The sequence below is a fragment of the Gilvirhabdus luticola genome, assembly GCF_040117515.1.
Taxonomy (GTDB): domain Bacteria; phylum Bacteroidota; class Bacteroidia; order Flavobacteriales; family Flavobacteriaceae; genus Gilvirhabdus; species Gilvirhabdus luticola.
This window is the reverse complement of sequence record NZ_JBEEEN010000002.1, coordinates 294728-310444: the sequence shown is the minus strand read 5'-3', so window position 1 is coordinate 310444 and position 15717 is coordinate 294728. Positions and strand designations below refer to the sequence as shown.

The window sequence follows — 15717 nt, the reverse complement described above, 5'->3', positions numbered from 1 at the left end:
TTTTCTTTTTGACTAAACTATATATTACATTGGAAAGCTAATATTTATAGGTTCCTTTATTTATGTTTTTAATCATGCCGAAACCGAGAATTACAGCCAATGTGAAACTCGCCATACCTAATACCGAAATACCATTCCAAAGAGAACCAATTTCAAAAACAATAAATAAAGAGGCTCCAATAATAAGAGCTACCATAATAAAAGCTGCAATTAATTGTTTTGTAATTCTTTGTAGGGTGTGTAACATTGGGTCTACGCCTTTATGTGTTAAATCAACTTTAACCCTACCTGTATTAATTTTTCGTATCGCATTTTTCAAATCTGACGGAAATTCTTCCATATAATCTGTGATTTCTACAATAGAATTAACAACTTTGTTCCCTATTTTTATTGGGTTGTATTTTTTGATTACACTTTTTCTTAAATACGGTTTTACAATTTCAAATTGTTCCAATTTTGGATCTAGTTTACTAATAACACCTTCAAGAGTTACTAAGGATCTAGCAAAAAGAAAAAAGTATGTGGGTACTTTTAAACCATGATTAATAATAATATCTTTTAGTTCAAGTAAAATCGTACTCATTTCATTTTCATGAATTTCTCTTACATAATATTTTTCTACAAATTCATTGATATCAAACTCCAAATCTCTCATACTGGGGATAGGTGCATTATTTGATAATTGCTGTAAGGTTTTAATTACATTTTTGACATCCTTGTTAGTAATAGATATAAATAATTTCCCAAAAATCGAAATATCTCTCGGGAGCATGCTTCCCATCATACCAAAATCTAAATAACAAATATGGTTGTTTGGGAGTACTAATAAATTCCCAGGATGTGGATCAGCATGAAAGAAACCATATTCAAAAATTTGCTTAAAATAACTGATAGCAAGTCGTCTAGCAATGACTTTAGTATCAATATCTTTAGCAATTAACTCCTCAATTTGATTTATTTTAATTCCAGTAATAAATTCTAAAGCTAAAACTTTTGTTGTAGTAAGAGTAGGGTAAACCTTTGGAGCTTCGGCAAATTGATCTAAAGAATAGTCATTTTCTAGATTATTATAAAACCTTTGAACATTAATAGATTCATTTATAAAATCAATCTCTTTTAAAATAGAAATCTCAAAATTATTAACCAGTCCAACAGGGTCAAAACTTTTTAAGGAAGGCAATCTTTGTTCTAAAATCTCCGCAATTCTGTACATTGCCTTAATGTCTTCTTCAATAATTTCATGAATTCCTGCGCGCTGAATTTTAAGTGCAACACGTTTACCAGAATGCAAGGTTACTCTATGGACTTGTGCTATCGAAGCTGATGCAAAAGGTGTAGGTTCAAACCACGCAAATAAATTTTCTACTGTATCATTTAGCTCTGATTCTACAATTTGTTTGGCAACATCTTCAGGCATTGGAGGCACATTGTCATGAAGTTTTTCTAATTCTAATGCTAGCTCAAGAGGAATTAAATCTGGTCTGTTGCTCAAAATTTGTCCAAACTTAACAAACGTAGGGCCCAATTCTTCGCATACCAATCTCATTTTTGCCCATTTGCTGAATTGTGTTGCATGTTTTCTAGACGCTTTAGGAATTAATTTTTGTAAAAAAACGTATTTTTTATTCTCCTCCAGATAATCAACAAAATCTTCAAAACCATATTTTATCAGGACTTTAAGTATTTGGTTATATCTGGAGATAGATCTAAAGTTCTTTCCAATGCCTGCTATAATCCCCATTGCTTTATTATGCTTCCAATTTATTTAATCGTGCTTCTATTAGCGCTACTGTTGCTTCTAGGTTATCGATTTTTTCATTTAGAGCTTTAATTTCATCTAAATGAGCTACATTTATTTTTTTGTAAAATTTTACTACTAATTCTTCAACTTTTTCGTCAAGTTCTTCTTTTAATTCATGAGTTTTCAAAATTATTTTGTCTATAAACTCCAATTCGTTCCCATTCTCATCCAATTGAGACTCTGATAAAATCCTATTAATATTATCTTTTCCTTTTTCTGAATACTGATTTATTTTATCTAATAATTGATGATCTCTAACTATATAATAAAGACTAGAACTTAAAGTGAGCAGCTCTAAAATGGTTTTAGTTTTCATAAAAATGTATTTAACTTAAACTAATAATAAATGTATTAAAAAGCACTTTTTTTTAATATGATATTAATCATATATAGGAATTTAATAAAGCCTTAATTTTAAATATATTATTTAGAATAAAACATTAATAACATGAGAACTAATTCGATAGTCGAAGTAATGACAAAGAACGTGGTTTGCGTGAAACCAGAGCAATACCTTCTAGATGTAAAACACATTTATGAAAAGCAAAATTTTCATCACCATATACCAGTTGAAGAGCATGGAAAATTAGTTGGTATGGTTAGTCTAATAGACTTTATGTATAATATTTCTGGAGCAGGTATTAGTGATGATAATAAGGTATATAATGAGTTAAAGGTTAAAGATATAATGACTCAAAATCCGTTTTATTTAACTACTAATTCTACCATTAGTGATGTTTCTAAAGTTTTGGCAGAAGGAAATTACCATGCAGTTCCTGTTTTAGAAAACGATAATATAGTTGGCATTGTATCGACTGCTGACATTATTAAGTATTTTCTAAACAAAACTAAAACACTTGTTAAGTGAAAAGATTAATACAGCTAATATTTGCTTTTATAATAATATTATTAACAGTATTCGTTGGCTCAAGTTTTGAGAGTAGAAACACATTGTCTTTAACAAAAAATACAATGTTTTCAAGTCAAGTTTACTATCATGATTCGATAGTAAACCGGATTTTGATTAGAAGGGCAGTAACTATTGAAAATTATTTTCAATTTATGGATTCATTGGCAAACAGGCATGATTCCTATACGCCTTATAAATTGACTGAACACTTGATTGTGAGAGCTAATCCCTGGATCATTGATACACTTCAAAGCACCGATTATTATAGAATGATAATACGTGATTCATTTGTTTATGATCAAAAGAAAATGATTGTATTACCAAAAGGAGCATCTATAATTATTCCAGATTCTACTACTGCCAAAAAGATTCATAATTCGTTTCAAAAAACAATTATAGATATCAATATTCCTGAATTTAAACTCCGTATTCTCAAAGATTCTGTTAAGCTTTATGAGTTCCCCATAAGAGTGGGAAGAAATGAAAAGAAATATTTAGAAATGTCTGGCAGAATTCAAGATTTAAAAACCAAAACCGGTAAAGGTCACATTGTAAATTATGTTCTAAACCCAAGATATGTTAATCCAGTAAATAATCATCAATATTTTGTTACCAAAAGAGACGATAATAAAGTGACCAAGCTACCTCAAATTCCTTTTATTGAAACTGAAATAAATGGATTGCGTAATGGACAACTAATTCATCCTACAACAAACCCTATTACACTCGGAAAAGCATATTCTAATGGATGTATAGGAACTAAAGAAGCCGATGCCTGGGTTATTTACTATTATGCGCCAATTCATACTAAAATTAGAATACGCTACGATTTAAAGGTTTTTGATGAAAATGGGAACCAAATAGTTTTAAAGGATATTTATAACAGAGGTCGATAGGTTAAATGGCTTCAATTATTTCAGTTAATTCGTTTTCCGTTTCTTTTCCTGCATTCCAACAATCTAAATTATAGAATGTAGTTTCAGCAATATTTGTTAAAGCCTCTTCAGTTAAAAAAGCATGATGCCCGGTAATAATTACATTTGGCATGGTATTTAACTTTAGCAGTAAATCATCATTTATAATCTCATGTGAATGATCTTTAAAGAAAATTCCTTTTTCATTCTCAAAGACATCAATACCTAAAGCTCCTATCTTCCCTTGCTTTAAGCCATCAATTACATGTTCTGTATTAATCACATTGCCTCTAGCGGTATTTATAATTATAACACCTTCTTTCATTTCTGAAATCAGATCTTCATTAATTAATTGATGGGTATCAGTAGTTAAAGGAACATGTAGAGAAATAACATCGGACAACTTACATAACTCCTTTAAGGTAGTGTATTGCATACCAAATTGTTCTTTTAAATTCATATCTTCCTTAATATCATATCCCAGCAAATTACAACCAAACCCATGCATTATTTTGGTCATTACTCCTCCTATCTTACCAGCACCAATAATGCCTACAGTTTTATTGTTTAAATCAAAACCAATTAAATTATTAAGATCAAAATTATAATGTTTAACACGATGGTTTGATTCAATTAGTTTTCTATTAAGAGCTAATAATAAACCTGTTGCATGTTCTGCAACAGAATAAGGAGAATAATCAGGAACATTAGCTACTTTAATATGTAACCTAGAAGCCGCAGATAGGTTTACATTATCATAACCAACAGAACGCAGCGTTATGTATTTGACTCCAAAATCTTTGAGTTTTTCTAAAGTAATATAGCAAGCCTCATCTGCTGAAAATATCGATATAGCATCGTATCCAATGGCTTTCATTACAGAATCAGATGATAAAGATTCTTTTATAAAAGATAGTTTATGCTTTCTTCTATTAGCCTTTTCTAAATAAGGAACTTCAAAATTCTTCGCACTATATACAAGTACTTTCAAGATTCTATGATTTTATGTTTTTAAAATTATTTGAATATTGAAACAAGAACAATGATATATATCATATCTATTACTAAAATTGACTTTGGGTATTAGACCTTTGAATATGACATTTTATCATGTTTCTAATAAAACTTAAACATAGAGTGTCTAATTCAAAGGTCACTAATTCGAGTCCAGTTCCTGCTACAAAATGAGAGTAATCAGAAATGGTTACTCTTTTTTTTATGCTTAATTTTTTATATTACGCATCAAAACAATAATCACTTTATGAAGTCACATATAAGAAGGGTAACACATCTCAATTTTAATTTGTTATTATTTATAACTTTTCTAGTAATAGCAGATAATCAGGCTAATGCTCAAACAAAAAGTATTTCTTATAACGAATTAGAGATAATTACTGATTTATTTGATGACCAGATGTATCTATTTGAAGAAAAACCTTTTACTGGTGTTGCCAATGAATATTATGATAATGGACAATTAAAAAGAGAAGGAACGTTTGAAAGAGGTAAAGCGGATGGAGTTTGGAAAACGTGGTATGATAATGGGCAATTAAAAGAAGAACTGAGATTTAAAGATGGTAAAAGTGATGGTATTTGGAAAGAGTGGCATGAGAACGGGCAATTAGCATCTGAAAAAATATACAACGTTGGCATTGCGAATGGTAACTGGAAAGATTGGTATGAGAATGGACAATTAAAAAAGGAACAGTCCTTTAAGGATGATAATGTGGATGTGAATGATGTTCAAAAAAGGTATAATGATAACGGAAAATTATTGCTGGAAGAAACATTCATTCTAGGTATACCGAATGGTGTTTTTAAAATGTGGTATGAAAATGGACAATTATTACGTGAATACACTTACCTGGATGGTATCATTGATAGCACTTGGAAAGCATATTTTGAGAATGGAAAACTTGAATTGGAAGGTAATTACAAGGATGGTAAAAAGTTTGGGGTTTGGAAGGGATGGCATCATAATGGGCAATTATTGTCTGAAGTCAACTACGTGGAAGGTAAGCCAGAAGGCATTGCAAAATTTTGGCATGATAATGGGCAATTAAAAGAGGTAGCACAATTCAAGGACGGGATAGAAAATGGTGTCTGGAAAAATTGGGATTATGATGGGCAAATAAGTTCAGTAGCAGAATATAAGGATGGTATGAAGGATGGCGATTGGCAAGAATGGTATTATAATGGGCAATTGAAAACGGAAGTTGTGTATAAAGATGATATGCCAGAAGGTGTTTGGAAAGAGTGGTATGATAATGGCCAATTAAAAGAGGAAAAGTTCTATAAGGAAGGTGAAATGTTTGGGGTAAGGAGAAGTTGGCATGACAATGGACAAGTAGAAGAGGAAGGTATATACGTAGGAAACTTTGTTTACCCCGATAAAGAAGGCGTTTGGAAAAGCTGGCATGACAATGGACAATTACAAAGTGAACAAGCCTACAAAGATGGTAAAGATGATGGTGTTTGGAAAGAGTGGAATTATGACGGACAATTAATTTCAGAAGCCGTATTTAAAGATGGTATTAAAGATGGCATTTGGAAAAATTGGCATGACAATGGACAGTTAGCCAGAGAAGAAACATATAAGCATGGTGAATTAAAAAGTATTAAAGAATGGGATTTTGATGGAAAACTAACCTACGAAGCCTGGTATGAAAATGGTGAGTTTATTTCAGAAAAGAGATATTAAAATTAATAAGCAAACATACATCACAATTATGAAATTAAAAACGAAAAGGATTATAAATCTCAAGTTGAATGTGTTATTGTTCACAGCTTTCCTAATACTAGGCAATTACCAATGTAATGGGCAGACAAAAAGTGTTGCTTATGAGGAAATAGAAGAAATAAGGGATTCATTGGGGTCATCTATCTATTTATATAAAGGAAATCCATTTACCGGTGTTGCAAATAAATCATACCAAAATGGCCAGTTAGAAAGAGAAGTTGTATATAAAAATGGAAAGAGGGATGGTGCTTATAAAAGATGGCATGAGAACGGACAATTGAAGTCAGAATCAATATATATCAATGACAAAAAGGTTGGAGTTTCGAAAAATTGGTATGAAAATGGACAATTAAGGGCTGTTATCAACACAAAGTGGAAGAATAGTTTACCCTATGGTGCAATGAAAGTTTGGTATATGAATGGAGAATTAAAGGAGGAAGGTACGGTTATAGGTAACTCATATGATGGCGTTAGAAAAACCTGGCATGAAAACGGACAATTACGATCGGAAGAAAGCTACAAGGATGGTGAAAAGGATGGTGTTTCGAAAGAATGGGATAAGAATGGGCAATTAAAATCTGAAGAAGGATACAAAGATGGTGAAAAATATGGTGCTCATATAAGCTGGAATCATGAAGGTTATTTAATATTATATTTTTCTTATGGTAATGAAGAAAGTATTGATGATGATTATACAATTTTAACGATTGACAGCGGTATTGAAAAGAAATTGGATAATATCGATTATTCCAAAATTGAAAAAACTTGGTTTACTGGTAAAATAAGTCGGAGTTATAAGAATAGGCAATTATTATATGTAAGTAACTACAAAGATGGTAAATTAAATGGAGCATGGAAAGGGTGGTATGAGGATGGGCAATTATCATCTGAAGGGAACTACAAAGATAATAAACGTGATGGGGTTTTTAAAAGCTGGGACGAGAATGATCAATTACGGTCTGAGAAAACATATAAGGAAGACAAGCCAATAGGAGTCATGAAATGGTGGGACGAGAATGGACAATTATCTCATCAAATTTCATTTAAGGATGGTAGATGGGATAATGTTGAGACCATGACTCGTGAGAATGGGCAATTATTGCATGCTCATACTTACATTGGCAATAAAGAAGATGGAATTTGGAAAGGGTGGCATGAAAATGGCGGATTAAGGTATGAACATATTTATATTGAAGGTATAAGAGATGGAATTTGGAAATGGTGGCATGATAATGGCCAGGTAGCTCGAGAAATGGAATATAAGAATGGTAAAATTACTGGAGCATCAAAAATTTATGATAAAGAAGGAAAGTTAATCAAAACTGAAAGTTTCAATTAGTACTTGATACAATGTGAATTAAATTTAATCACCTTCAATATGGACTGTTTCTAAAACCCTCAATAATAAAGGTTATGTTAGCACAATGAAACACAATCAAAAATCTGGGTTAATTAAGAACTTATAGCCAAAAAGGTACTGCTTCGAGCGCATTTAACAACACTAAAAATAGCTTCACAGAAATATGAAGCTATTTTTGTATCTTATGCTAACGTATGAAACTTAAATTGTTTTTAATATTACTTACTTTTTCTTTTGTTTGTCAAGGGCAAACAGTAGTGTCAGATATTATTCAAGAGGTGAATTTTAAAGATGTCACCGAAATCAATGGATTAGTATATTATAAAGTTGATTCAACTTTAGTTACTGGTAGAATCATTCGTTATAATAAAAATAATAAAGCTAAGAGTTATGTTTTAGTTTCAAATGGGAAACCAGATAGTTTTGGATGGATTCAAATAAAAGAGAAGTATCAAGAACCAGATAAAAAATTAAAAACTAAAAATACCGTTAATGTTGTAAATGAAGAAGGTATTGTTATTGGATCTATTGAAGATCCAATAGTGAAATATGATGATCAAATGTCCGATAGAAACGATATTACTACAGATCTTCAGTCTAATATTAATGCTTCTGTTATAGAAAAACCAAGAGATAGGAGTTATAAAGTTGAAGTATTGGAAAATAATATGGTTGATCATAAGGTAGAGAAAAATGGCATTTGGGAACAACATTATTCTAATGGAAATCTTGAAAGCAAAGGAGTTTATATTAATGGAAAGAAAGACGGTCTTTGGCAAGAATATTACGAAAACGGAAAATTAATGAGAAAAGAAAATTATAAGGAAGGAGTTAAAGATGGCCAATGGGAGCAATATCACGCTAACGGCCAGCTAAAGGGTAAAGGGCTATATAAGGATGATCGTATGATTGGCGAATGGAAATATTTTGACGATAATGGAAAACTACTTTTAACTGAAAACTATAATAACTGATCATTTTGAGTTGTTATTAAAATTTAATACATCAAGACCAAAACCAGCTTTGTTTTCGGCTTGTTGAAGGGTCTTTAAAAATCACTCATCTAAACTGTTAGTTATTAACCAAATTTTATTATTGATTTTATCTCATTACATTAGAACAAAATATATATCTTAAAACTCCATAATTTAAAACATAGTTTGATTTTATTTAAATGCCACAAATATCTATTGATAATAAACTAAATTCTCTCTCTAAAACATTAAAAGGAGAGTTTTTTTTTGATGCATTGCATAAGAGCATGTATGCTACAGATGCCTCAGTTTACAGAATGTTACCTTTGGCAGTTGCTCACCCAAAGGATAAAAATGATATTAAGCAATTAATCGCATTTGCAGATAAGGAAAGTGTCACGCTCATTCCAAGAGCTGCTGGTACATCGTTGGCAGGTCAATGTGTTGGAGATGGCATTATTGTAGATATTTCAAAATACTTCACAAAAATTTTAAGCTTTAATGAAGCACAGAAAACTATTGTAATAGAACCTGGAATTATAAGAGATGAGTTAAATAATTTTTTGGAACCTTATGGTTTGTTTTTTTCACCGAATACTTCAACCAGTAATCGTTGTATGATTGGAGGAATGGTTGGCAATAATTCTTCTGGTTCAACATCAATTAAGTATGGTGTAACCAGAGATAAAGTATTGGAACTTGAAGCTATTTTGGCTGACGGCACTGAAGTTGTTTTCAAAGATCTTTCGCAAGAGGAATTCAAAACCAAAAGCACGCAAGACAATATTGAAGGTGTTATTTATAAAACTATTTTGGATGAACTATCTAAAAAAGAAACTCAGGCTGAAATATATAAGGAATTTCCAAAAGCTTCAATACATAGAAGAAATACGGGTTATGCGGTAGACGTTTTTCTTGATAGCAATCAAGAAAGTGGTTTAACAAATAAACTGAATATTGCAAAGTTGCTTTGTGGAAGTGAAGGAACATTGGCATTCACAACGTCAATAACTTTACAGTTAGATGAATTACCTCCTAAAGAAGCTGTCTTTGTTATACCACATTTTAGAAGTATTCAAAAGAGTTTGGAAGCAACTGTAAGTGCTATGAAGCACAACTTGTATTCTTGTGAATTGTTAGACAAGACCATATTAGATTGTACAAAAAATAACAGAGAACAAGCTAAAAACAGATTTTTTATTGAAGGAGATCCCAAAGCCATTTTAATGTTAGAGATCAGATCAGATTCAAGAGAAGAAGCGGAAGTTTTAGCTAATCATTTAATTGAAGATTTAAAAACTCAAAATTTTGGTTATGCTCATCCCAAACTCTATGGCGACGATATCAATAAAATAATAGAATTAAGAAAAGCAGGCTTGGGATTATTAGGTAATATTGTTGGAGACGCCAAAGCTGTTGCATGTATTGAAGATACAGCGGTAGACCTACAGGATTTGCCAAATTACATTTCAGAATTTACAAACATGATGGATAACTACAAGCAAGAAGCGGTTTATTATGCACATGCTGGAGCTGGAGAAATTCATTTAAGACCAATATTAAACTTAAAGGACCAAAATGATGTTTCGCTTTTTAGAGAAATAACTACACAAATCGCCAAACTTGTCAAAAAATATAAAGGTTCTTTAAGTGGTGAGCATGGCGATGGGATTGTTCGTGGTGAGTTTTTACCGTTAATGATTGGTGAAAAGAATTATCAATTGCTGGAGCAAATTAAAAGAGCTTTCGATTCGAAAAATATTTTCAACAAAGGCAAAATAATAGATCCATATCCCATGGATAAATCACTACGGTACGAAGTTGATAGAAAAGAACCCAAGATAGAAACCGTATTGGATTTTTCTGATTCATTAGGCATTTTAAGAGCTTCAGAAAAGTGCAATGGTTCTGGAGATTGTAGAAAGTTACCTTCAGCTGGAGGCGCTATGTGTCCTAGTTATAGAGCTACTAGAAATGAGAAAGATACTACGAGAGCTAGAGCCAATACATTGAGAGAGTTTTTAACTCATTCTAATAAAGTAAATAGATTCAACCATAAAGAACTAAAAGAGGTTTTTGACCTTTGTTTAAGTTGTAAGGCATGTGCTAGTGAGTGTCCGAGTAATGTTGATGTAGCAAGCTTTAAGGCAGAATTTTTGTATCAGTATCAAAAGGAGAATGGTTCGTCTTTTAGAGACACAGCAATAGCCAAAAATGCAAGATACAATAAATTTGGAAGCCTATTTCCTAACATCACAAATACCATCCTAAATACATCATTAGCAAAGAAAATATTAGGAATAGCAACCAAAAGAAGCATGCCAAAGTTAGCGTCAAAGACGTTTAGGACATGGTATAAAGGGCATAATAATAAATTTTTAAATGCTGATTTAGATAAAGGCACATTGTGTTTGTTTGTTGACGAGTTTACTAATTATTATGATGTTCAAACTGGGATTGATACTTTTGAACTCTTAACACGATTAGGATATAAAGTTCTGATTACGGAACATGAAGAAAGCGGTAGAAGCTATATATCTAAAGGGTTTTTAGATGAAGCCAAAGAAATAGCTAATAAAAATATTGCAATCTTCAATAAGCTTATTTCCCAAGAAATACCTTTAGTAGGATTAGAGCCATCTGCCATCCTATCATTTAGAGATGAGTATTTAAGGTTAGCAGATAATAAAAGTGAAGCCCAAAAACTAGCATCTAGTACATATACGATTGAAGAATTTATGCAACAAGAGATTTTAAAAGGCAAAATTGCATCTCATCAATTTACAAGTGAAGCAAAGTCAATTAAAATTCATGGGCACTGCCATCAAAAGGCATTAAGTAGTATTGAGCCTACTTTCGCAATGCTAAATCTGCCTGAAAATTATTCTGTTGTTATTATAAATTCTGGATGTTGCGGTATGGCCGGTTCATTCGGTTATGAGAAAGAGCATTTTGATATTAGTATGCAAATAGGTGAAGATACCTTATTTCCTAAAATAAGAAATATAGATAAATCCATTTCTATAGCTGCGTCTGGTACAAGTTGTAGACATCAAATTTTGGATGGAACAAACAGAATAGCACAACACCCCATTAGTATATTAAGAATGGCCTTAAAATAGTACTTATTTCAAAAAGCTGTATATTTAATAAGCATTGAAACTCTAATTTAATTTTTCCATCATGAAACGCTTTATTCTTTTTGCTCTCGCTCTTTTCTTTTATTTACCTATTAATAGCCAATCTGAAATTTATGAATTCCGAGTTTATGATATGGAGCTTTTTAGATCAGCAGATATTTTGCATGATTATCTTCAAAAAGCACTTATTCCTGCATTAAATAGACAAGGAGTTGTAAACGTTGGTGTATTTGAAGAAAGTGGAGAAGCCTTACCGCCAAAGATATACGTATTGATTTCTTACAAAACAATGCAGGCACATCAAGAAGTTTTTGATGCTTTAGCTTTAGATGATCAGTTTAAAAAAGATTCAGAGTTCTATAATACTATAGAACCTAAAGAAATTCCATATAATCGTTATGAAAGTATATTTATTAGATCTGTCTCTGGCTTTCCCAATTTAGTAAAACCAGCAGATGATTTGGATTTTTTTGAATTGCGCATTTATGAAAGTTATAATGAAGATGCTTTAAGACGAAAAGTGAAAATGTTCAACGACAGTGAGTTTGATATTTTTAAAGATGTTGGTCTCAACACAGTGTTTTTTGGTGCTAATATTTCTGGACATCAAATGCCTTGTTTAACCTATTTATTAGCGTTTAAAAACAAAGAAGAGCATTCGCAAATTTGGTCTAAATTTGGAGCACACCCGGAATGGCAACGCATTATTAAACTTAAAGAATATGATAATGCCATGAACGATATAACACGCGTATTCTTAAAGCCGCTACCTTATTCACAATTATAGTTTGCATTCAGCCTGATTATAAAAAATCTATCATAGTGTTCTGGTATGTAAACACTGTATTATTGACTTTATTACTTTATTTTGTTTAAATTAGTCTCAAATTTTTTTTATGTTGAGGTGCTTTCGATATAATGTTGTGGTATTCTTTTTTTTGTCTTTGTATATTTTTGGACAAGAAATCCCACCTATTGAGATATTCTCACCCGAAATTTACGGAGCCGAAAACCAAAATTGGAGCATAACTCAAGCAGGTAACAAGTACATCTATGTAGCAAACAATAAAGGTTTATTAGAGTTTAATGGTGCTGAATGGAAATTCTATGATTCACCAAACGAAACTATAATGAGGTCTGTCAATGTTATCGATGATAAAATTTATACAGGTTGTTATCGTGAATTTGGTTATTGGCAGCCAACAGTATCGGGTGAGTTAGCGTACACATCTTTATCTCAAAATCTTTCCATACCGTTTTTAGATGATGAAGAAATATGGAATATTATTAAATTAGATAGATGGATACTGTTTCAATCGTTAAAGAGGATTTATATCTATAATAATCGTGATAATAGCTACAGCTTTATAGATTCACAGGCTTCAAAAATATTTAAGTTATCAGATGGTATTTATTTTCAGAAAACGAATGAAGGATTATATAAAATAGAAAATGGAAAGCTGAAACAAATTATTAGCGATCCCGTGTTAAGTAAAAACCTGCTAGTTAATATGTTTGATATTAATGATGGTTATTTACTACAAACTCAAGATGCAGGTTTTTATAAATTAAGAAACAATAAAATTACCAAATGGGATATTCCGGCCAATGAAATTTTATCAAGTGTAAGTGTATATAATAGTATGCAACTGCAAGATTCTAGTTTCATTTTAGGGACCATATCAGATGGTATGCTACATCTTACACCAAATGGAGAAATTAATTATGATATTAATAGATCCAATGGGTTAGGCAACAATACAGTGCTTTCTATATTCGAAGATATTGAAAATAATATTTGGCTTGGTCTGGATAATGGTATTAATTGTATTAATATCAAGTCACCTTTTAAAGTTTATAACGATAATATTGGAACAATCGGAACAGTTTATGCTTCAGCAGTGTATGAAAACAAGGTGTATTTAGGAACTAATCAAGGCCTCTTTTATAAAGCACTACTGGGGAATAAACAATTTCAATTTGTAAAAGGAACTCAAGGTCAGGTTTGGTGTCTGGTCGAAATTGATAACACACTGTTTTGTGGTCATAACACTGGGACATTTATTATAAAAGACAGTAACGCCGAAAAAATTCTTGATATTTCAGGTACATGGAATATAAAATCAATTGATCGCAATAATAATTTATTGATTCAAGGAAATTACAATGGACTTAATGTTCTTGAAAAGCAAAATGGTAAGTGGCGTTTCAAAAATAAAATTGAAGGATTTGATATTTCAAGTAAATATTTTGAAATCCTAAAAGAGCGTAATCAAATATTTGTAAGTCACGAATATAAAGGTGTATTTAATTTAACGGTAGATAAGGATTATAGGAAAGTACTTGATTATAAAATAGAATCTTCCGTTGCGCGAGGATTAAATTCGAGCCTTGTAAAATACAACAGTGATATTTTATACGCCTACCGAGATGGTGTATTTAAATTCTATGCTTCAGAAGGTGTTTTTAAAAAAGATTCTCTCTATAGTCAGATTTTTAACAAGAATGAATATACATCGGGAAAGTTAGTCAACGAAAATAAAACGAATACACTTTGGAGCTTTTCTGCCAATGGGTTAAGCTATATTACACAAGGGAAATTTTTAGGAGAACCAGAAATAAAAAGGATCTCGTTCCCAATAGAACTACGCAAAGATGTTACCGATTCAGAAAATATTACGCATATTATAGACAATCAATATCTTATAGGTACATCATCGGGTTATATTATGTTGGATTTAAATAATTTTCAAGAGAGAAAATATAATATAGCCATTTCCACGGTTGGAATTAATAAGTATAAAAGTCAAGACTCTTTAAAATTAATAGATAAGAATGCTTTTGGAGATTTTAAGAGCAATCAAAATAATATTCAATTTTCATTTAGTATTCCAGAATATCAAAAATATTATAAGACAGAGTACCAATATAAACTTGAAGGAATCTATAATAATTGGAGTGATTGGTCAATCAATTCAATTGAAAAATTTGAAAACCTGCCTTTTGGGGATTATACATTCAAAGTTAGAGGGCGCAGTGCATATATAAATTCAGACAATACTGCAGAATACAGCTTTATAATTGCAAGACCATGGTTTTTGTCTAACACAGCAATTATATTTTACATTTTAATAGTATCACTATTTTCGTTGTTTATGCATAATGTCTACAAAAGATATTACAGAAAACAAAGAGAGAAATTACTAGAAAAAACAACAAAAGAGCTTGAATTAATAAAACTCGAAAACCAGCAACAATTAATGCAGTTCAATAATGAAAAATTGCGACAGGATATCGAGTATAAAGATAGAGAGCTTAATATTTCTACGATGAGTTTAATAAAGAAGAACGAATTTTTAAATAACATTAAAAGCGAACTCAAGAAAATAGAGAATGTTAGTAATCTAAAGGGTGTTATAAAGATTATAGATAAAAACTTAAACCATTCAGATGACTGGAATGTGTTTGAACAAGCATTTAATAATGCAGATAAAGACTTTCTAAAAAAAATGAAGAGCATACACCCAAATTTAACTCATAATGATTTAAGATTGTGCGCTTATTTAAGGCTTAATCTATCTTCCAAAGAAATAGCCCCTTTACTTAACATCTCATCCAGAAGTGTAGAAGTAAAACGATATAGGTTAAGGAAAAAAATAGATTTACCGCACGAGGAGAGCTTAACAGATTATATTTTAGAAATTTAATCACACAACAATTCTTACAAAGACCACAACATTACCACAACATTGCTTTTTAGATGTTAGATTGTGAGTATTGATATTATTGCTATTTTCTATCAAATCAGCAGTTATTTTAAGGAATTTGCATTAAAACACTTATTTTTTTATTTTGTATATTTTTTGTTGAGGTATAGT

At 31.0% G+C, this 15717-nt stretch carries 11 protein-coding genes; 8 read left to right on the top strand and 3 right to left on the bottom strand.

Translation table 11 applies throughout. The annotated features are described in order from the left end of the window. Positions 1–37: 37 nt before the first annotated feature. Complete coding sequence (locus AAFP94_RS05870; protein ID WP_316661576.1) at positions 38–1741, bottom strand: ABC1 kinase family protein; 1704 nt, start codon at positions 1739–1741, stop codon at positions 38–40. Between the two features lie 7 nt (positions 1742–1748). Further along, positions 1749–2117 carry a hypothetical protein gene (locus tag AAFP94_RS05865; protein ID WP_316661575.1) on the bottom strand — a complete coding sequence of 123 codons (369 nt, stop codon included), beginning with the start codon at positions 2115–2117 and terminating at the stop codon, positions 1749–1751. A 132-nt stretch (positions 2118–2249) separates the two neighbouring features. On the opposite strand from AAFP94_RS05865, the gene AAFP94_RS05860 reads away from it, so the two are divergent. Together AAFP94_RS05860 and AAFP94_RS05855 are read left to right on the top strand one after the other, a co-directional pair. Continuing rightward, the gene (locus tag AAFP94_RS05860; RefSeq protein WP_316661574.1) at positions 2250–2669 is read left to right on the top strand and encodes a CBS domain-containing protein; all 420 of its coding nucleotides are present in this window, start codon (positions 2250–2252) and stop codon (positions 2667–2669) included. Continuing rightward, positions 2666–3607, top strand: a complete 942-nt coding sequence (locus AAFP94_RS05855; RefSeq protein ID WP_316661573.1) for a L,D-transpeptidase — start codon at positions 2666–2668, stop codon at positions 3605–3607. The genes AAFP94_RS05860 and AAFP94_RS05855 overlap by 4 nt, the downstream gene beginning before the upstream one ends. A 1-nt stretch (position 3608) precedes the next feature. On the opposite strand, the gene AAFP94_RS05850 is transcribed toward AAFP94_RS05855, so the two are convergent. After that, positions 3609–4616, bottom strand: coding sequence for a 2-hydroxyacid dehydrogenase (locus AAFP94_RS05850; protein WP_316661572.1), 1008 nt, complete (start codon positions 4614–4616; stop codon positions 3609–3611). A 270-nt stretch (positions 4617–4886) separates the two neighbouring features. Here AAFP94_RS05850 and AAFP94_RS05845 point away from each other — a divergent pair, with 270 nt between their 5' ends. The 6 genes from AAFP94_RS05845 to AAFP94_RS05820 all read left to right on the top strand — a co-directional run bounded on the left by AAFP94_RS05845 (position 4887) and on the right by AAFP94_RS05820 (position 15546). Further along, positions 4887–6326 (top strand): toxin-antitoxin system YwqK family antitoxin, encoded by a 1440-nt coding sequence (locus tag AAFP94_RS05845; protein ID WP_316661571.1) that lies wholly within the window; start codon positions 4887–4889, stop codon positions 6324–6326. Positions 6327–6354: 28 nt separating this feature from the next. Next, positions 6355–7704 (top strand): toxin-antitoxin system YwqK family antitoxin, encoded by a 1350-nt coding sequence (locus tag AAFP94_RS05840; protein WP_316661570.1) that lies wholly within the window; start codon positions 6355–6357, stop codon positions 7702–7704. A 215-nt stretch (positions 7705–7919) separates the two neighbouring features. Beyond that, positions 7920–8699, top strand: coding sequence for a toxin-antitoxin system YwqK family antitoxin (locus AAFP94_RS05835; protein WP_316661569.1), 780 nt, complete (start codon positions 7920–7922; stop codon positions 8697–8699). Positions 8700–8899: 200 nt separating this feature from the next. Then, complete coding sequence (locus AAFP94_RS05830; RefSeq protein ID WP_316661568.1) at positions 8900–11821, top strand: FAD-binding and (Fe-S)-binding domain-containing protein; 2922 nt, start codon at positions 8900–8902, stop codon at positions 11819–11821. 61 nt (positions 11822–11882) lie between these two features. After that, the gene (locus tag AAFP94_RS05825) at positions 11883–12626 is read left to right on the top strand and encodes an NIPSNAP family protein (protein WP_316661566.1); all 744 of its coding nucleotides are present in this window, start codon (positions 11883–11885) and stop codon (positions 12624–12626) included. Between the two features lie 109 nt (positions 12627–12735). Then, positions 12736–15546, top strand: a complete 2811-nt coding sequence (locus tag AAFP94_RS05820; RefSeq protein WP_316661565.1) for a triple tyrosine motif-containing protein — start codon at positions 12736–12738, stop codon at positions 15544–15546. Positions 15547–15717: the final 171 nt, after the last annotated feature.